Origin of the sequence: Bacillus sp. SRB3LM, from assembly GCF_015712745.1 — a bacterium.
GTDB classification, from domain to species: Bacteria; Bacillota; Bacilli; order Bacillales; family Bacillaceae_G; genus Bacillus_A; species Bacillus_A thuringiensis_K.
Window position 1 is genome coordinate 825271 of record NZ_VWVQ01000103.1, and the last position, 18197, is coordinate 843467.

An 18197-nucleotide genomic window follows, 5' to 3' on the forward strand; every position below is an offset into this window, starting at 1 on the left:
TCTGTTCGGGTAATAGAAGGACGATAGAAAAAGAGGTATAATCAAGTTGTGAAAAATTTCATTTATGCTCTAATAGCGTGAAACAAATAAATAGCTAAAGAGCATAACAATTGAATTTTCAGCTCATAACGTTTTGGTAGCGTTCACAATTGAGGGGGAAGTAACAATGGAAAAGCTTCAAGAAAGCATGTATCAACTAATTGTTGAAACGTCAACGAACTTACCGAAAGATGTTCGTCGTGCGATTCAACAAGCGAAAGAGCGAGAAAATGCAGGGACTCGTTCTGCGATGGCACTTGGCACAATTACAAATAATATTAAAATGGCTGATGATAACATCTCGCCGATTTGCCAAGATACAGGGATGCCAACGTTTAAAATTTATACACCAGTTGGTGTGAATCAATTAAAGTTGAAGGAAGCTATCTATAATGCGCTTGAGCGGGCGACAAAAGATGGTAAACTTCGTCCCAATTCTGTTGATTCTCTTTTTGGAGATAATAGTGGAAATAATTTAGGACCAGGTACACCGGTGATTAAGTTTGAACAATGGGAAAAAGATTATATTGATGCACGTTTAATCCTAAAAGGTGGTGGCTGTGAGAATAAAAATATTCAATATAGCTTACCGTGTGAACTAGAAGGACTTGGACGAGCTGGCCGTGATTTAGAAGGGATTCGTAAATGCCTTCTTCATGCAGTATATCAAGCACAAGGGCAAGGATGTAGCGCTGGTGTAATTGGTGTTGGTATCGGGGGAGACCGCACATCAGGTTATGAATTAGCAAAAAATCAATTATTCCGTACATTAGATGATGTCAATCCAGTACCAGAGTTACAACATCTTGAAGAGTACGTATTAGAAAATGCGAATAAGCTTGGCATTGGTACGATGGGATTTGGCGGAGAAACAACTTTACTTGGTTGTAAAATTGGCGTCTATAATCGTTTGCCAGCTAGTTTCTATGTATCTGTTGCGTATAATTGCTGGGCATATCGTCGCCTTGGTGTGAAAATCCATCCTGAAACAGGAGACATTATGGATTGGTTATATCAAGAAGGGGAAGATACACTTCAGCATGAAGTACAAGAAAAAACAGAGCAACGTGAGATTGTATTACAAGCACCAATTACAGAAGAGCAAATTCGTGAACTTCGCGTTGGTGATGTTGTAACAATTAATGGCATGATGTATACAGGTCGTGACGCAATCCATAAGCATTTAATGGATAATGATTGTCCAGTAGATTTAAACGGACAAATTATTTACCACTGTGGTCCAGTTGTTGTGAAAGATGAAAATGACAATTGGCAAATTAAAGCGGCAGGTCCAACGACAAGTATTCGTGAAGAACCGTACCAAGGCGATATTATGAAGAAATTCGGTATTCGCGCTGTCATTGGAAAAGGCGGTATGGGTGCGAAAACATTAACGGCTTTAGAAGAACACGGCGGTGTATATTTAAACGCAATCGGTGGTGCAGCGCAATATTATGCTGAATGTATTAAAGAAGTGAAAGATGTTGATTTCTTACAATTTGGTATTCCAGAAGCAATGTGGCATTTACGTATCGACGGGTTTAAAGCAGTTGTAACGATGGACTCTCATGGTAATAGCTTACATGCAGATGTTGATAAAACATCACTTGAAAAATTAGCTAGCTTTAAAGAGCCAGTATTTAAGTAAATAAAAAATGCATCTCGAATGATTCGAGATGCATTTTTTTGGTATATATAGAAAAACATGTTCAGCATGAAAGAATGCGTAGCAACAGAAACTACAAGTACGATTATATATGGAAAGGAGACTATTTATGAAATATAAATGGTTATATATCGGTCTCATTTTTTCAATTATGATGGCACTTGTTCCAGTTTCAGCACTGGCTTATACAAATACTCCACATAACTGGGGAATCCCGCGTCCTAAAAATGAAACAGTACCAGATGCAGGAAAGTTATATACAGATTTACTACAAAAAAATGGCGGGTTTTATTTAGGAGATACGAAGAAAAAAGATATTTATTTAACATTTGATAATGGATATGAGAATGGATACACCGGGAAAATATTAGATGTATTAAAAGAGAAAAAAGTACCAGCAACTTTCTTTGTAACGGGGCATTACATTAAAACACAAAAAGATTTATTGTTAAGAATGAAGGATGAAGGACACATTATTGGAAACCATTCTTGGAGTCATCCTGATTTTACAGCGGTAAATGATGAGAAACTTCGTGAAGAATTAACGAGTGTAACGGAAGAAATTAAAAAAGTAACGGGGCAAAAAGAAGTGAAATATGTACGTCCTCCGCGCGGTGTATTTAGTGAAAGAACGTTAGCTCTTACGAAAGAAATGGGCTATTATAATGTATTTTGGTCACTTGCATTTTTGGATTGGAAAGTGGATCAGCAAAGAGGATGGCAATATGCGCATAATAATGTTATGACGATGATTCATCCAGGATCTATTTTATTACTTCATGCAATATCAAAAGATAATGCAGAAGCACTTGCGAAAATCATTGATGATTTGCGCGAGAAAGGGTATCATTTTAAAAGTCTAGATGACTTAGTAAAAAGCAATCAACCGTAAGCATGTATGCTTACGGTTTTCTCATGCTATAATGATGTGTAAAAAGGATGGGGAAACGTATGTGGAGCGAACATGTTACGTTAGAGTATCCGTATCATTTTGAAGAAGTATTAAAACGTTTATCTTTTGATCCTCTTAACGTCATTCAATTAGATGAGAAAGTTATTTATATCCCGCTTTGTATAGACGAGGAACAGGTTGTTGTTCGCTTACAAGGGATTGGTACTGTTCAAAATCCACAGTTTTGGATTTCTAGTCAGACAGGAGATCCAGAGAAAGTCATGAAACGAATGAGGGCCATTTTTCATTGGAATGAACCGTTTCAAGATATACAAAATCATTTTTTAAACACATCATTACGTCCACTATTTGAAACATATGCTTATACTCCAATTATTTTAGAATTTGATTATTTTGCTTGTCTTCTTCGCTGTATCATTCACCAACAAATAAATTTGAAATTTGCTACTGTGTTAACAGAACAATTTGTGAAACGGTATGGAACAGAGAAGAACGGTGTATTCTTTTTCCCCACTCCGGAAATAGTAGCAAATATTTCAATAGAAGAATTGAGAGAGCAGAAGTTTAGTCAGCGAAAGGCTGAATATATAGTAGGATTAGGTCGAAGTATTGTCAGTGGTACATTAAATTTAGCGAGTATAGAAAATGGGACGGAAGAAGAAGTTTCAGCACAATTGTTGCCAATTAGGGGAATTGGTGCATGGACAGTGCAAAACTTTTTAATGTTTGGGCTTGGACGGAAAAATATGTTCCCGAAAGCGGACATTGGGATTCAGCGTGCAGTGCAAGGTATATTTCAATTAGATGATAAACCTGATGATGCATTTTTAGAAAAAGTGAAACAAGAGTGTGAACCATACTGCAGTTATGCAGCGTTATATTTATGGAAAAGTATAGAGTAGAGGTGTAATAATGATACAAAAGCAACATGAGAGTAAGTTGGAAGTTGGTCAAACGTTTCCTGTGACAATTAAACGTCTTGGGATTAACGGAGAAGGCGTTGGTTATTTTAAGAGACAAGTTGTTTTCATTCCAGGGGCATTACCAGGAGAAGAAGTTGTTGCAGAAACAACGAAAATTCAGCGTGGCTTCGCTGAAGCGAAAGTGAAAAAAGTTCGTAAAGCTTCACCGCATCGTGTGAAAGCACCGTGTCCAGTATATGAGGAGTGCGGCGGTTGCCAATTGCAACATTTAGACTATAAAGAACAACTAAATCAAAAGCGTGATATCGTTGTACAAGCATTCCAGAAGTATATGAACAACGGTTTGGAAGAGAAAATTCGTCCGACGCTTGGCATGGAAAATCCATGGCATTATCGTAATAAGAGTCAACTACAAGTGGGGCGTAAAGACGAAAAGGTTATTACAGGGCTGTATAAACAAAACTCACATCAGTTAATTGATATTGCTCATTGTATGATTCAACATAAAGCAACGAATGAAGCGACAAAAGTTGTAAGACGTATATTAGAAAAGTTAAATGTTTCTATTTATAATGAGAAAAAGCAAAAAGGTTTAGTACGTACAATTGTGACACGTACTGCAGTGCAAACAGGGGAAGTACAAGTTACACTTATTACAACAAAAGAAGAATTGCCAAATAAAGAGCAATTTATCGCAGAAGTACAAAAACAGATGCCAGCTGTTAAATCAATTATGCAAAATGTAAACTGGCGTAAAACATCTGTTATTTTCGGTGATAAAACATTTAAATTGGCTGGAAAAGAAGTAATTCAAGAAACACTTGGTGATTTATCATTTGAATTATCAGCACGTGCATTCTTCCAGTTGAATCCAGAACAAACGGTTGTTTTATACAATGAAGCGAAAAAAGCCGCTGCTTTAACAGGCAATGAGAAAATTGTAGATGCGTATTGTGGCGTTGGTACAATCGGACTTTGGCTTGCAAATGATGCAGCGGAAGTACGTGGTATGGATGTAATTCCAGAAGCGATTGCAGATGCAAGAAAAAATGCGAAGCGTCACGGATTTACAAATACGAAATATGAAGCAGGTAAAGCTGAACAATGGTTACCGAAATGGGTAAAAGAAGGATGGCGTCCAGATGTAATTGTTGTCGATCCACCACGTACAGGTTGCGATGATAAATTACTGGAAACAATTTTAAAAGTGAAGCCGAAACAAGTTGTGTATGTGTCTTGTAATCCTTCATCATTAGCACGTGATGTACAAGTATTAATGAAGAGCTATGAAGTGGAGTATGTGCAACCAGTTGATATGTTCCCGCATACAGCTCACGTAGAAAATGTAGTGAAGCTTGTTAGAAAGTAAAGTTTATTAATATTCCCTCATGGTATGAGGGAATATTTTCTATGAAGGAGAATGAAATGTACAATTATAAATTAACGATTCAGTACGATGGTGCACGTTTTAAAGGATGGCAACGTCTCGGTAATAACGATAATACGATTCAAGGAAAAATCGAAAGTGTCATCTCTGAAATGGTCGGAAAAGAAATTGAAATTATCGGTTGTAGTAGAACAGACGCTGGTGTACATGCTTTGAATCAAGTTGCTAACTTTCAAAGTGATGAGAAGTTAGTGGAACATAAAGTGAAAAAATATTTAAATCAATATTTACCTAATGATATTAGCATTACGAATGTGGAAGAAGTACATGATCGCTTCCATGCTCGTTACAATTCTAAAGCAAAAACATATCTGTATAAAATTTGGAATGAAGAGCATACAAATCCATTTATGCGTAAATATAGCATGCATGTGAATAAAAAATTAAATGTGAAAAGCATGAAAGCAGCTGCGAAACATTTAGTTGGTTCACATGATTTTACTGCTTTTTCAAATGCGAAATCAAAGAAAAAATCTATGGTTCGAGAAGTATATACACTTGATGTGATGGAAGAGGCAGGGTTTGTACAAATTAGAGTAAGTGGTAACGGCTTCCTTCATAATATGGTAAGAAAAATTGTCGGGGCATTAATTGAAGTTGGATTAGGACAATTAGATGCTGAAGCAATTCCCAACATTTTAGAGGAAAAGCAGCGCAATCAAATTAATTGTCTTGCTGAGGCAAGTGGGTTGTATTTAGAGAATGTTGAGTTTTAATGGCAAATAAAAAATCGGGCTAAGTAGCTCGATTTTTTTAGTATTACGAAGATTTTTCGTTTTTTATACGTAGCTTCAAATTCCAAAAAGCAGCAAGCATAATAGCTGCAAAGGAGCTAAAAATTGTTCCTAATAGCTTTGCATAAGGAGAGCTGCTTACATCGGCATTAATGAATAACATCATACAGAGCATGGCAGGGAAAAAGTATAAGTATTGTAATAACTTTAATTTTTTATCATTACTCATATATATAGCCCATTTCTAGCATGTTATATGTTTATTGTAACATATTTTACCAAGTTGTTTTTACACTTGGAGACATGTTTATTTTATATGTGTAAACGCAGTTTTTTAATTCGATATTGTAAGTTTTGCCTACTTAATCCTAAAAATTTTGCAGCTTGTGAGATGTTTCCATGATTCTCTTTAAGAATTTGGTTAATGTAGTTCTTTTCCATTTTTTCTATTGTGTGTTTTAAAGTTTTAGGTGTATCAGTATTGTGATTAGTTAGTGCATGTTGCATATTGAATTCTGTTTTTATTCGTTCGCGAAAGCGAGTAGGCAGCTGAAACGCTGTAATGATGGTTTCAGCTTCTATCAAGTTCATGGAACCTTCAATTATATGTTCCAACTCCCGTACGTTTCCAGGCCAATCGTATGCATAGAAAAATTCTCTTACATTTACATCTACATCGGTTACATTGAGCCCGAATTGAGTATTATATTTTTCAATAAAGTGCTGAACAAGAGCTGAAATATCTTCTTTTCTTTCACGTAAAGGCGGAAGACATAAAGTAACGACGCTTAATCGGTAATATAAGTCTTCTCTTAATCGATTATGTGCGATGGCTTCAAAGGGATCTTCATTGATAGTTGCTATAATACGAACATCAATTTCTTTTTCGTGTGTACCTCCGATTCTTCGTATTGTTTTCTCTTGTATAGCCCGCAGCAACTTAGCTTGAAGTATTGGGCTTAATGAATTGATTTCATCTAATAATAAAGTTCCTCCGTTTGCTTCTTCGAATAAGCCTGATTTATCTATTGCTCCTGTAAAGGCACCTCGATTTGTTCCAAATAGTAGGCTTTCCATTAATGTATCAGGTATAGCGGCACAGTTTTGTGAAATAAAGGGTTTGCCTGAACGCTGACTTTCATTATGGATGCTTTGTGCAAATAGTTCTTTACCAGTGCCTGTTTCTCCTACTAGAAGTATGGAGGAAGATGTACGAATTACTCTTTTTCCTTCTGTAATGATTGATTGAATGGCTTCAGAATCACCAATTATGTGATCAAAGGTAAATTTAGTGCTTTGTTTTCGAGAAGGGCTCATTTTTATTGTTTGCTTTAAGTTACTAATTTCTTTTGATACTTCAATAGCGCCTTTGATTTTTCCATTTTCTGTTATAGGGAAAGTATCGTTAATCGTTGTAATTTCTTGTCCTTTATTATTAAAATACGTTTGTTTTATATTTTTCTTTGTTTTTCCAAATTTTAATGCCTCTATAAGAGTACTATTTTTATTTTCTTCAAATGCAAACACCTCTAAAGGGCTTTTATATAGCACATCTAAGCGATCCATTGATTCAATTTCCATCATTTTGCGGTTATAGACAATCGTTTTACTTTCCTCATTAATAATATGAATCCCGATATCGAGTTCATTGAGTAAAGTTTCATATAGCATATTCATTTCAATAATTTGTTTAAAATTAATTTCTTCTGTATGCATGTAACATCTTCTCCTCATTTTACCCTATGAAGACTGACTTTTTATAATTTTATTAAAATTCTCATAAAATCGCAAAAATTTTTTGCTATTTTTCTCTTAAAACTTTTCAAATGATAGAAAAATTTTGCGGTTATAAACATTTTTTTTTGAGAAACCTTCATTTTAAATAGGAATTGGAGATTGGTACGCATTTTGCATAAATAATAGTTGAAATCTCTAAAGGAGGGATATGCAACGTTTCAGTACCAATTAAAAAGAAGGAGGAGTTTATAAAGTGAAGACGGTTATAGAAGGCGTGTATAGTCCTTGTTATGGAAAAGTAGAGAAGTTATTTGTTACGGAAAGTTCTTACGTATACGAGTGGGAGAAATTAGCGTTAATTGAAACGATAGATAAACAGAAAGTAGAAATTAAGATAGGGATCAGTGGTTATATTGAATCATTAGAAGTAGTAGAAGGACAAGCTATTGCTGATCAAAAATTATTAATAACAGTAAGGGATGATCTTTTAGTAACAGGCAGTGATTAATGTAAGTGACGTGTATTTTTGCTCTTTTCAATCATTATTTTTACAATGAATACTTTTAAAAACGCTTACATTAAATGGGTTGGCAAAGTGAAAAGGGGGGATTTATATGATGGATCAAAACCAAGGATTAAAAAGAGAATTGAAAAGTAGGCACATATTTATGATTGCACTCGGTGGAGTTATTGGTACAGGACTTTTTTTAGGGTCAGGTTATACGATTCATGAGGCTGGACCTGGAGGAGCAATTGTAGCGTATCTTGTCGGTGGATTTGTAATGTATTTAACGATGCTCTGTCTTGGAGAATTAGCTGTTGCGATGCCTGACGCAGGGTCTTATCAAACGTATGCGACAAAGCATATTTCCCCTGCAGCAGGTTATGTAGTGGGATGGATGTCATGGTTAAACTGGTCTGCTACGATAGGTATTGAATTAATTGCAGTTAGTATTTTGATGAAACGTTGGTTTCCTGATGTACCGTCATGGATTTGGTGTGTAGTGTTCGCGGTACTGCTCTTTGCTATTAATGCGTTATCTTCAAGAAGTTTTGCGGAAGTGGAATTTTGGTTTGCAAGTATTAAAGTAATTACAATTATTGCATTTATTATTTTAGGCGGGGCGGCAATGTTTGGTTTTCTAGATATGAAAGGAAATGAACCAGCACCGATGTTCTCTAGCTTTACTGATTATGGTGGATTGTTCCCCAATGGATTATCAGCCATTTTAATTACGATGATTGCAGTTAATTTTTCTTTCCAAGGAACAGAATTAGTTGGTATTGCAGCAGGTGAGAGTGAAAATCCAGAGAAAACAATCCCGAAGGCAATTAACAATACAGTTTGGCGTATACTTGTTTTCTTTGTACTATCTATTTTTATTCTTGCTGGACTATTCCCTTGGCAACAAGCGGGAGTAATTGAAAGTCCATTTGTAGTTGTATTTGATAAAATTGGTATTCCTTATGCAGCAGATATTATAAATTTTGTTATCATTACAGCAGTGCTATCCGTTGCGAATTCAGGGTTATATGCAACTTCTCGTATGCTATGGTCTATGTCTAATCAAGGAATGATTAGTCCGATTTTTGGTAAGTTATCTAAAAACGGTGTTCCTATTTATGCATTGATTGTAAGTACAATTGTAGGTTGCCTTTCATTACTATCAGGTATTTATGCGGAAGATACAGTTTATTTATGGCTACTTTCTATTGCCGGGTTCGGGGCGATATTAGTTTGGGCATCTATTGCTCTATCTAACTTATTAGCTAGAAGGTCATACATAAAGCAGGGCGGGGATGTGAAAGAATTGAAATTTAAAACACCATTGTATCCATTTGTACCACTTCTTGCGTTAGTATTAAATTTAACAGTAATCGTTGGAATGGCCTTTATTCCAGAACAAAGAATGGCATTGTATTGTGGTATTCCATTTATGATTGTTTGTTTACTGTTTTACCGTGCGACAAGAAATAAGGCACGTAAAGTAGAACATATTGAAAAGACAAATACGACGGAAGTAGAGAGTTTATAATATGAATTAATTTGGAGACTGTAAGATTTGTAAACAGTCTCTTTTTTTGTGAAAATAAAGCTGGAAACATACTATGTATGCAAAGGGGAATTAGCGATGAATCCAGAAGTTTCGCAGTTGTTAAAACAAATAGATTCAAGGAAAGAGGAATTGTTAGAACTTACAAAAACATTAATTCGTTTTGAAACACCAGCACCACCAGCGAGAAATACAAATGAAGCGCAAGAATTTGTTGCAGATTTTTTAAGAAAACGAAATTTTAGTATTGATAAATGGGATGTATATCCGAATGATCCGAACGTTGTCGGAGTTAAAAAAGGAATAAAAAGTGACTCATATAAAAGTCTTATTATTAATGGTCATATGGATGTAGCTGAAGTGTCAGCAGATGAGGCGTGGGAAACGAATCCATTTGATCCATTTATAAAAGATGGCTGGTTAGTTGGACGTGGCGCAGCAGATATGAAAGGTGGGCTGGCTGGAGCGCTATTTGCCATTCAACTTTTACAAGAAGCTGGTATTGAATTACCTGGAGATTTAATCTTTCAATCCGTAATTGGAGAAGAAGTTGGAGAGGCAGGTACACTTCAATGCTGCAGGCGAGGTTACGATGCTGATTTTGCAGTAGTAGTGGATACGAGCGATTTACATATGCAAGGACAAGGCGGTGTCATTACTGGATGGATTACAGTGAAAAGTCCGCAAACGTTTCATGATGCAACGCGCAGACAAATGATCCATGCTGGAGGATGTTTATTTGGAGCGAGTGCGATTGAAAAAATGATGAAAATTGTGCAAAGCTTACAAGAATTAGAGCGCCACTGGGCAGTTATGAAAACATATGAAGGCTATCCATCTGGAACAACAACAATTAATCCAGCTGTTATTGAGGGTGGAAGACATGCAGCTTTTATTGCGGATGAGTGCCGGTTATGGATAACAGTGCACTTTTATCCGAATGAAACACATGAACAAATAATAAAAGAAATTGAAGAGTATATTGGAAAGGTGGCAGCTGCCGATCCATGGTTAAGTGAAAATCCGCCACAATTTAAGTGGGGCGGAGAATCAATGATTGTGGATCGTGGCGAAATTTTCCCTTCTTTAGAAATAGATAGTGAACATACAGCTGTAAAAACGCTTAGCTCAGTACATGAATCAATTCTTTCTAAAAATGCAATTTTAGATATGTCTGCAACGGTAACGGATGGTGGTTGGTTTAGTGAATTTCATATTCCAGCGATTATATATGGACCAGGTACATTAGAAGAAGCACATTCTGTAAATGAGAAAGTTGAAGTTGAACAGTTAATTGAATTTACAAAAGTGATAACAGCATTTATATATGAATGGTGCCACACGAAAAAATAGATTTGTACAGTAAAATCGTACGAGTATGTATACTTGTACGATTTTTTATTGAACTATTTCAGTGTTGAATATAAACAACTGAAATAGTTCTTTATTTTTCTATGTCTTTCGTTTCATTTCAATTAATTTCTCTTTCGCTAATTCAACGGCAATCGCATCATCTAAATAGCCAATTGGAAAGAGATAGTCGGGAATAATATCTGTCGATAATATGAAATAAAGTAATGCGCTCCCAAGAACTGCACGTTCTTCTTTTGAAATGGTTTCATTACAAAATTGTTGATACATATCTGTTAATTGTTCAATAAAAGGACCAGCACTATCAATTTGCTCTAATTTGCTTGCAAAACTGTCATGAATACGTTTTTCGCCTTCTGTTGTCTGGGCATAGCGTTCGTAATTTTCGAGTTCTTGTTTTACGCGAGTTGTAGTGTAATCGAAATCGAATAAGTTAGAGGATTGTAAAGTTTGCTGAATGGTATCAAGAGATGTGTACATATCTGTTTTTTCTTTATTTATGTGAGGAGAATCAGGGTACATTTCATCAAATAACAATTGGGGTGGAACTTGCAGACATTCTGCAAATTTTTGTAGATGTTTTTGTTTTGGCGGTTGTTTGCCATTAATAATTCTTGAGACTGTTGCAGGATCAATATTTGTAAGTATTCCTAGTTGGCGCATAGATAAGGCACGTTCTTTTAAAAGTTTTTTTATTAATCTACTAAGCTGCTCATTTGGATTTTCTTTAGGCATAGCGAAGGCACTCCTTTTTATTGTTGAAAAAATATTGAGCATTTATTACAAGTATATGAAACAGACAGGCACAGTTGCTCAACATTTTCATAATATGCATTGAAAAGTGAGAAAAAGGGGTGACTATTTATGAGTACGGTAGGCTTATTTTCAATTTTTTTAATCGGGATCGCTTCTAATTTAGATAATGCAGGTGTTGGAATTGCATATGGCATTCGTAAAATTCGTATTTCGTGGTTTAACAATTTTATCATCGCATTCTTTGGATTTTTATTTACTTTACTAGCTGGATTTTTTGGAAACTGGATTGCGTTATTTATTTCAGAGTTTACAGCAAATCTGATTGGAGCAATCGTTTTAGGGATAATCGGTGTGTTTATTTTATGTCAGCCTTTCTTGGGTCAAAAAAATACTGCAGGTTCTAAAGAAGATAATGTACTTATAGGCATTTTACGTGATCCGGAAAAAGCAGATTTTGATGGTTCTAAAACAATTAGTTTCTCAGAAGCAATTGTTTTAGGAGTTGCGTTGTCTATTAATAATATTGCAGGTGGATTTGATGCAGGGGTAACAAATTTAAATCTTTGGCTTACAGCGACTATTTCTGGGGTGTTTAGTTTTATTTGTATTAGTGGTTTTGCGTATGTAGGAAAACGATTTTTAGCAGAATACTTAGGGAAATGGGCGACAGTTATCGCAGGACTATTATTAATTCTTATTGGGATCGATCAGTTGTTGTAAGGAGAGTAGAAAACAAGGTTCGAGTATTTCCTTGGAAATACAGCAAGAGATTGCATATATCGACGTACTTTTCTCCATACTAATACGGATTTCTTTTAAGAAAGGGGGATTTGTATGGGACGCGGGAAAGCATTTGATCATAAGAAAAAAGGGCATGATCATCAACCACCTAAAGGTGCGTTCATTCATAAAGATGTAAATGAACATACTTTGGAAGAGGAAGAGCTACCAGTAAATATTGAGGCGTATAAAAATAGTTTAAAAAAACATTAAAAGCACCTACATAGGTGCTTTTTTAACGTATATCTTCAATTAATTGTTCGGATTCTTCATGCATACTGTACTCACTTAATACTTGAATGCAAAGCCACTTTAATTCCTCGATCGTATGCTCAAGTTCTTCAGGAAGCACATGATAAATGTCTTCAAGTCCCATCCCGAAATGAATAAGTTCAAGTACTTGATCATCGATGTTCCGATCCATTAATAATTCAAGTACTTCTAAATTGAATATGTATCGGTGAGCTTCGTCGAGTGAAACAACTTTTAACTTCAAGCTTTCTACAATACTCAATATAAAAAGAAGGATTGTTTTTTCAAGAACAGGTTGTTTTCCCATTTGAAATATTAGTTTCATCTTTCACACCTCCACATATAGCGCTAGGTTGTACTATATTATTCAGGAGGGGGGAACAAATATGCATGATATAGAGAAACTTTCAGCACTGTTTTTGTAAGAAGATTGATACCTGACAAAAGTAAGGTTTTGGCGAAATAAAAAATCCTGCTAGTATAGCAGGATAACTCGCGATTAAAAAATGCTCCAACCTTCTTGAGCAGAAAGAAGTTCAAGAATTTTAAAACCGGCAATACTATTTCCGTTTGCATCTAAAGCTGGTCCGAAAATACCGATTCCCATGTCTCCTTTTACGCAGCCAAAAATACCACCGGCTACACCACTTTTTGCAGGAATACCAACACGAATTGCAAATTCACCAGATTCGTTATACATACCACATGTGACCATAAATGTTTTGCAAATTTTTGTAATATGTTTAGGGATGATTTGTTTCTTTTTATATGGATCATATCCATCCATTGCAAAAATTAAGCCGATACGTGCTAAATCGATGCAGTTTACTTCAACTGCGCATTGACGAGTATATAAATCCATAAGTTCTTCAATATCACAATCGATAATTCCGTTTTGTTTCATATAATAACAAAGTGAACGGTTTAGGTAAGCTGTCTCTAGTTCTGAATCGGCAACTTTAGAGGAATAATTAATAGTAGGATTATCTGTTATTTCACGTACAAAATGAAGAATACGTTCCATTTTTTCCTCGTTATCTTTTCCTGCTAACATGCTTGTAATAGCTAATGCTCCTGCATTTATCATTGGATTAAGGGGTTTGGACGGACTTGTCGTTTCTAACTTAATAATAGAATTAAATGGGTCACCCGTTGGTTCCATTCCAACTTTAGAAAATACATATTCTTCACCACGGTCTAAAAGGGCAAGTGCAAGTGTAATTACTTTGGAAATACTTTGAAGAGTAAATAGTGTTTGTGAGTTGCCTGCATGGATATATTCTGTTTCTTTATGGAAAATGGCAATCCCTAAATCGTCTGGATTTGCATTTCCTAGTTCGGGGATATAAGTAGCAAGTTTGCCTTTTTTCGTATATGGTTTTACTTGTTCTAACAACTGTTGTAAGTTGTTTGTTTCAATGCACTGCATAGTACCAACGCTCCTATTTTGAATTAACTAAGTTTACTTTTCCCGATATGCTCGGAAATAAATAATAACATGAAAAAGTGGAATGATAAAACGAAAGTTCAATGTGCTATAATAGATCTTTCGTTTCGAGTATTCTGTATTTTAAAAAGGAGAATTTTCCTTTTATATAACAGTTTGGAAATAGGAGATTTATCCATAAAAAGTTCAGAAATAAAAACTACACATCTATACAACTATATGTTATTATGGTTATGTAATAGAAAGCGTTTTCTAAAGCGTACTTATAATGATAACGATTTCATAAATTTAATTAGGGGGAATTAAAATGTTGCAGTTTTTACAACGTATTGGTAAAGCTTTAATGCTTCCGATCGCAGTACTACCAGCAGCAGGATTATTGCTTCGTCTAGGACAAGAAGACGTATTAAACATTCCTGTTATGGCACAGGCCGGTGCAGCAATTTTTGATAATTTAGCACTTATTTTTGCAATTGGTGTTGCAATCGGTCTTTCAGTGGATGGTAGTGGTGCAGCTGGTCTTGCAGGTGCAATTGGTTATTTGGTTATGAAGAATACAACTAATGCTTTAAGTGTTACTTACTCAACAGCAGAATTAAATGATAAATTAAAAAGTGTTCAAGATTTAGTCGGTTCAGTAGATCCAACTAAATTAGCGGATACGATGAATAAAGTTTCTAAAGCAGCAGCTTTGACGCCCAAAATAAATATGGCCATACTCGGTGGTATTATTGCTGGGGTTATCGCTGGATTACTATACAACAAATTCCATAAGATTAAACTACCAGAATGGTTAGGATTCTTCGCTGGAAAACGTTTCGTACCAATCATTACGTCTATTGTAATGCTTCTTTTAGGATTATTATTCGGTCAAATTTGGCCAACAATCCAAACTGGTATTGATGCAGTGTCACACGGTATTGTAAACTTAGGTTCAATTGGTGCAGGGTTATTCGGATTATTAAACCGTTTATTAATTCCAATCGGTTTACATCATGTCATGAACACTTATTTCTGGTTTGTACTTGGTGACTTTACAAATGCAGCTGGTGATCTGGTTCATGGTGATATTGCTCGTTTCTTTGCAAAAGATCCATCAGCGGGTATGTTTATGACTGGTTTCTTCCCAGTTATGATGTTTGGTTTACCAGCAGCATGTTTCGCAATGATTGCAGCTGCTAAACCAGAAAAGCGTAAAGCAGTTACTGGTATGTTAGCTGGTCTAGCATTAACTTCATTCTTAACTGGTATTACAGAGCCTATTGAATTCTCATTCATGTTCTTATCACCAGTATTATATGGTGTGCATGCAGTATTAACAGGTCTTTCTTTATTCATAACAACATCACTTGGCATTCGTGATGGTTTCACATTTAGTGCAGGTGCTATTGATTATATTATTAACTTTGGTATTGCAACAAAACCTGTATTACTAGCAGGTATCGGTTTGATTTATGCAGCAATTTACTTTGCAGTATTCTACTTCTTAATTAAGAAGTTCAACTTAAAAACTCCAGGTCGTGAAGATGACGATGAGTTAGTTGAAGATGGTGATGCACCAGTTGCAGGTTCAATTGGTGAAACTTACGTAGCAGCTTTAGGCGGAAAAGAAAACTTAACAGTTATTGATAACTGTGCAACACGTCTACGCTTACAAGTAAAAGATGCTGGTCAAGTAAACGAAGCAGCATTAAAACGTGCAGGTGCAAAAGGTGTTATGAAATTAAGTGACACAAGTGTACAAGTTATCGTAGGTACAAATGTTGAATCTGTTGCCGATGATATGAAAAAACACGTATAAATAATGAGATTAGAGGATATCCAAAAAGATTGATAACATCAATTTTTTAGAGGATATCCTCTTTTTTTTGTTAATAATTTAACGGGAATCTTACTTTTGTAAATTTTCTTTTTCTTTTTTGTACATATAGGTTGGTAATATGTGCAGTGCGTGATAAAGTAGGGATGATATAGAATGGATTATCCATAATCTACTAAAACGAATCTTTAGTAGAGGAATTAAATTATTGGTGAGTAAGGGGAAAAAAGCAATTATGGATCAGGAAAAAAATAATGCGAATGGGAAAGCACATCGGCCGATTGTATACATAAAAAGAACAATCATTCTCGTCTTACTATTATCACTTGTATATTTCATGTATACAAAAATTGTTGCGCATAATAAGAAAGAAGAAACTTTAAAAGCGGCAGCAGAAATGAAGAAACAAGAAGAGTTAAAAAAGAAAGAAGAAAAAAAGAAACAAGAAGTACAGAAGCAAAAACAAAAAGAGCAGGAAGAACAAATGAAGCAAGCGCAAGCAGCGGAGAAACCTGCTGAAGGACCACCTCAAGAAATTAATGAAAACGCTCAATTGGACCAGTATTTACAAAACGCAGGATTTAGCGGGACAGCTGTTATTGTGAAGAACGGAAAAGTTCTTCTGAATAAAGGGTATGGTATGGCAAATAAAGAGCAGCAAGTACCAAATAATTCAGAGACAACTTTTTATATTGGCTCTATTTCAAAGGCGTTTGTGGCAACCGCTATTATGCAGTTGAAAGATCAAAATAAATTACAAGTAGAAGATACTGTTGCAAAGTATATTCCAGACTTTCCTCAAGGTAATAGTATTCAGCTAAAACATCTATTAACACATACATCAGGGATTCCCGAATATGAGCAGGGAAAAGAAGATATTTCTCATGAAGAACTGATAAAGCGGATAGGAAATCAAAAGCGTATTGGTGGTCCAGGAGAGAAGTGGAAGTATTCTGATTCGAACTACTCTATACTTGCATACATTGCCGAGAAGGTAAGTGGACAGTCGCTCGAAGAATATATTAAACAACATATTTTTGCTATTGCGGGTATGAAACATTCTGGTTTTGGCACAGCGTTAGAACAAACAAGATTCCCATCAACGGGTTATAAAATAGTAAATAATAATATGACAACACCTAATATTCCGAGCATGTCACAACTATATGGTTGTGGTGATATATACACAAGTGCGCATGATTTATATTTATTTAACGAAGCACTATTCTCTGGTAAATTAATTTCAAAAGAGAGTTACGATCAAATGTTTACGGGTGGAAAAAAGGATTACGGGTTTGGATGGTACGTAGACCCAGGAAGCTATTCGAATCACGGTGTAATGCCAGGTTGGAATTGCTTAAACGGATTTAGTAAAAATGGTAGTGTATATGTTGTTTTATTATCTAACATTCAAAATAACATTAAATCATTTGGTAAAGTGAATAACGACATTTATTCGATATTGCGGAATATTGAAGTGTAAGAAACTATCCTTTTGGATAGTTTTTTTTATGCCTTGAACCAAATATTTCTTTTAGAAAATGTATGTCTTACCTATCACAAAAATATCTATTTTGTATACATTAAGATGTATGGATGTGAAATTTTATAATCTAAAAATAATAGGAGGAGAAGTGTATGTGTCTGTTCAGAAAATATTGGCATAAATTATCGAGATTGTTTAATAGGCAATTAGATTATTTTTTAGATAATAAGTTATTACCTGCTGTGGAAAGACTTTTATTTTCACAAAACTTCGCGAGATTTATTCAAAGAAATTCTAAGCAAGCTACAGAGGAATTTATTGAATCAAGTAGATTTCAATCTATTATTTGTAACATTTTAAAAGAATGTAATACATCACCATTTAAAGAAATTGCAGAGCAGTATTTGGGTAAAAACGTAGAAATTACTGTGACAGTTGGACAGTTAACGGGTGTGATTGTAGCGGTTGGAGATGATTTCTTAACACTGCGAGAAGGAATAGGAACAGAAGTTTTATTACCATTTACAAGTATTATATCAATTAAAGAAGCGTAAGAAAGGAGAGTTATATATGTTATTTACTGATGAATTACGTAACCATGTTGGGGAACTAGTGCAAGTTGTGACAGCTGTAGAAATCATTGCAGGCGTTCTTTTATCTGTGACGGATGGGGCAGTAATTGTTCGTACTTCTCCTTCTTATGGACCACCAGAAGATGTAGTTGTACGTATTCCTATTATTGCTTATGTTCGCTTGGAAGGGTAAGAGTGATG

Annotated in this window: 19 protein-coding genes and 1 pseudogene; 15 read left to right on the plus strand and 5 right to left on the minus strand. The window is 35.1% G+C overall.

Annotation, left to right across the window (positions count from 1 at the left end):
* The first annotated feature begins 166 nt into the window (after positions 1-166).
* The 5 genes from fumA to truA all read left to right on the plus strand — a co-directional run bounded on the left by fumA (position 167) and on the right by truA (position 5704).
* Entirely contained in the window at positions 167-1687 is a 1521-nt protein-coding gene (fumA, locus tag F3I02_RS31335; RefSeq protein WP_000413524.1) for a class I fumarate hydratase, read from the plus strand.
* Between the two features lie 127 nt (positions 1688-1814).
* The gene (pdaA, locus tag F3I02_RS31340; protein ID WP_000875957.1) at positions 1815-2597 is read left to right on the plus strand and encodes a delta-lactam-biosynthetic de-N-acetylase; all 783 of its coding nucleotides are present in this window, start codon (positions 1815-1817) and stop codon (positions 2595-2597) included.
* Positions 2598-2656: 59 nt separating this feature from the next.
* On the plus strand, positions 2657-3520 hold the full coding sequence (locus F3I02_RS31345) for a DNA-3-methyladenine glycosylase family protein (protein ID WP_000269424.1): 864 nt from the start codon (positions 2657-2659) through the stop codon (positions 3518-3520).
* A 10-nt stretch (positions 3521-3530) separates the two neighbouring features.
* Positions 3531-4910: a 23S rRNA (uracil(1939)-C(5))-methyltransferase RlmD gene (rlmD, locus tag F3I02_RS31350; RefSeq protein ID WP_000615224.1), complete on the plus strand. Its 1380-nt coding sequence runs from the start codon at positions 3531-3533 to the stop codon at positions 4908-4910.
* Between the two features lie 56 nt (positions 4911-4966).
* Positions 4967-5704, plus strand: coding sequence for a tRNA pseudouridine(38-40) synthase TruA (gene truA / locus F3I02_RS31355; RefSeq protein ID WP_002181877.1), 738 nt, complete (start codon positions 4967-4969; stop codon positions 5702-5704).
* 43 nt (positions 5705-5747) lie between these two features.
* On the opposite strand, the gene F3I02_RS31360 is transcribed toward truA, so the two are convergent.
* On the minus strand, positions 5748-5951 hold the full coding sequence (locus F3I02_RS31360) for a hypothetical protein (protein WP_196478765.1): 204 nt from the start codon (positions 5949-5951) through the stop codon (positions 5748-5750).
* Between the two features lie 83 nt (positions 5952-6034).
* Complete coding sequence (locus F3I02_RS31365; protein ID WP_000556692.1) at positions 6035-7438, minus strand: sigma-54 interaction domain-containing protein; 1404 nt, start codon at positions 7436-7438, stop codon at positions 6035-6037.
* A 274-nt stretch (positions 7439-7712) separates the two neighbouring features.
* Between F3I02_RS31365 and F3I02_RS31370 the strand changes: the two genes are divergently transcribed.
* From F3I02_RS31370 to F3I02_RS31380, 3 genes are all read left to right on the plus strand, one after another.
* Complete coding sequence (locus F3I02_RS31370) at positions 7713-7967, plus strand: biotin/lipoyl attachment domain-containing protein (protein ID WP_000859489.1); 255 nt, start codon at positions 7713-7715, stop codon at positions 7965-7967.
* Between the two features lie 106 nt (positions 7968-8073).
* Positions 8074-9495: an amino acid permease gene (locus F3I02_RS31375; RefSeq protein ID WP_196478766.1), complete on the plus strand. Its 1422-nt coding sequence runs from the start codon at positions 8074-8076 to the stop codon at positions 9493-9495.
* A gap of 96 nt (positions 9496-9591) precedes the next feature.
* Complete coding sequence (locus F3I02_RS31380) at positions 9592-10866, plus strand: acetylornithine deacetylase (protein ID WP_048538464.1); 1275 nt, start codon at positions 9592-9594, stop codon at positions 10864-10866.
* Between the two features lie 99 nt (positions 10867-10965).
* On the opposite strand, the gene F3I02_RS31385 is transcribed toward F3I02_RS31380, so the two are convergent.
* On the minus strand, positions 10966-11619 hold the full coding sequence (locus F3I02_RS31385) for a DUF1232 domain-containing protein (protein ID WP_196478767.1): 654 nt from the start codon (positions 11617-11619) through the stop codon (positions 10966-10968).
* Between the two features lie 129 nt (positions 11620-11748).
* Here F3I02_RS31385 and ytaF point away from each other — a divergent pair, with 129 nt between their 5' ends.
* Positions 11749-12360 carry a sporulation membrane protein YtaF gene (gene ytaF, locus F3I02_RS31390; protein ID WP_074593018.1) on the plus strand — a complete coding sequence of 204 codons (612 nt, stop codon included), beginning with the start codon at positions 11749-11751 and terminating at the stop codon, positions 12358-12360.
* A gap of 114 nt (positions 12361-12474) precedes the next feature.
* Positions 12475-12633, plus strand: coding sequence for a hypothetical protein (locus F3I02_RS31395; RefSeq protein ID WP_000532409.1), 159 nt, complete (start codon positions 12475-12477; stop codon positions 12631-12633).
* A 22-nt stretch (positions 12634-12655) separates the two neighbouring features.
* Here F3I02_RS31395 and F3I02_RS31400 read toward each other — a convergent pair whose 3' ends face one another.
* Positions 12656-12997: a DUF3969 family protein gene (locus F3I02_RS31400; RefSeq protein WP_000766604.1), complete on the minus strand. Its 342-nt coding sequence runs from the start codon at positions 12995-12997 to the stop codon at positions 12656-12658.
* Positions 12998-13171: 174 nt separating this feature from the next.
* On the minus strand, positions 13172-14101 hold the full coding sequence (glsA, locus tag F3I02_RS31405; protein WP_001149850.1) for a glutaminase A: 930 nt from the start codon (positions 14099-14101) through the stop codon (positions 13172-13174).
* Positions 14102-14170: 69 nt separating this feature from the next.
* Here glsA and F3I02_RS34780 point away from each other — a divergent pair.
* The 5 genes and pseudogenes from F3I02_RS34780 to F3I02_RS31425 all read left to right on the plus strand — a co-directional run bounded on the left by F3I02_RS34780 (position 14171) and on the right by F3I02_RS31425 (position 18189).
* A pseudogene (locus tag F3I02_RS34780) lies at positions 14171-14285 on the plus strand (transcriptional regulator).
* Between the two features lie 141 nt (positions 14286-14426).
* Entirely contained in the window at positions 14427-15920 is a 1494-nt protein-coding gene (nagE, locus tag F3I02_RS31410) for an N-acetylglucosamine-specific PTS transporter subunit IIBC (RefSeq protein ID WP_065224819.1), read from the plus strand.
* Between the two features lie 253 nt (positions 15921-16173).
* A complete protein-coding gene (locus tag F3I02_RS31415) occupies positions 16174-17421 on the plus strand; it encodes a serine hydrolase domain-containing protein (RefSeq protein WP_065224820.1) in 1248 nt (415 codons plus the stop codon).
* A 155-nt stretch (positions 17422-17576) separates the two neighbouring features.
* Positions 17577-17978 (plus strand): LSm family protein, encoded by a 402-nt coding sequence (locus tag F3I02_RS31420; RefSeq protein WP_000335529.1) that lies wholly within the window; start codon positions 17577-17579, stop codon positions 17976-17978.
* A 16-nt stretch (positions 17979-17994) separates the two neighbouring features.
* Complete coding sequence (locus F3I02_RS31425; RefSeq protein WP_000899469.1) at positions 17995-18189, plus strand: LSm family protein; 195 nt, start codon at positions 17995-17997, stop codon at positions 18187-18189.
* Positions 18190-18197 lie beyond the last annotated feature (8 nt).

Coding starts and splice junctions, on each gene's coding strand:
- fumA (WP_000413524.1), top strand. CDS start 167: ATGGAAAAGCTTCAAGAAAGCATGTATCAACTAATTGTTGAAACGTCA.
- pdaA (WP_000875957.1), top strand. CDS start 1,815: ATGAAATATAAATGGTTATATATCGGTCTCATTTTTTCAATTATGATG.
- F3I02_RS31345 (WP_000269424.1), top strand. CDS start 2,657: ATGTGGAGCGAACATGTTACGTTAGAGTATCCGTATCATTTTGAAGAA.
- rlmD (WP_000615224.1), top strand. CDS start 3,531: ATGATACAAAAGCAACATGAGAGTAAGTTGGAAGTTGGTCAAACGTTT.
- truA (WP_002181877.1), top strand. CDS start 4,967: ATGTACAATTATAAATTAACGATTCAGTACGATGGTGCACGTTTTAAA.
- F3I02_RS31360 (WP_196478765.1), bottom strand. CDS start 5,951: ATGAGTAATGATAAAAAATTAAAGTTATTACAATACTTATACTTTTTC.
- F3I02_RS31365 (WP_000556692.1), bottom strand. CDS start 7,438: ATGCATACAGAAGAAATTAATTTTAAACAAATTATTGAAATGAATATG.
- F3I02_RS31375 (WP_196478766.1), top strand. CDS start 8,074: ATGATGGATCAAAACCAAGGATTAAAAAGAGAATTGAAAAGTAGGCAC.
- F3I02_RS31380 (WP_048538464.1), top strand. CDS start 9,592: ATGAATCCAGAAGTTTCGCAGTTGTTAAAACAAATAGATTCAAGGAAA.
- F3I02_RS31385 (WP_196478767.1), bottom strand. CDS start 11,619: ATGCCTAAAGAAAATCCAAATGAGCAGCTTAGTAGATTAATAAAAAAA.
- ytaF (WP_074593018.1), top strand. CDS start 11,749: ATGAGTACGGTAGGCTTATTTTCAATTTTTTTAATCGGGATCGCTTCT.
- F3I02_RS31395 (WP_000532409.1), top strand. CDS start 12,475: ATGGGACGCGGGAAAGCATTTGATCATAAGAAAAAAGGGCATGATCAT.
- F3I02_RS31400 (WP_000766604.1), bottom strand. CDS start 12,997: ATGAAACTAATATTTCAAATGGGAAAACAACCTGTTCTTGAAAAAACA.
- glsA (WP_001149850.1), bottom strand. CDS start 14,101: ATGCAGTGCATTGAAACAAACAACTTACAACAGTTGTTAGAACAAGTA.
- nagE (WP_065224819.1), top strand. CDS start 14,427: ATGTTGCAGTTTTTACAACGTATTGGTAAAGCTTTAATGCTTCCGATC.
- F3I02_RS31415 (WP_065224820.1), top strand. CDS start 16,174: ATGGATCAGGAAAAAAATAATGCGAATGGGAAAGCACATCGGCCGATT.
- F3I02_RS31420 (WP_000335529.1), top strand. CDS start 17,577: ATGTGTCTGTTCAGAAAATATTGGCATAAATTATCGAGATTGTTTAAT.
- F3I02_RS31425 (WP_000899469.1), top strand. CDS start 17,995: ATGTTATTTACTGATGAATTACGTAACCATGTTGGGGAACTAGTGCAA.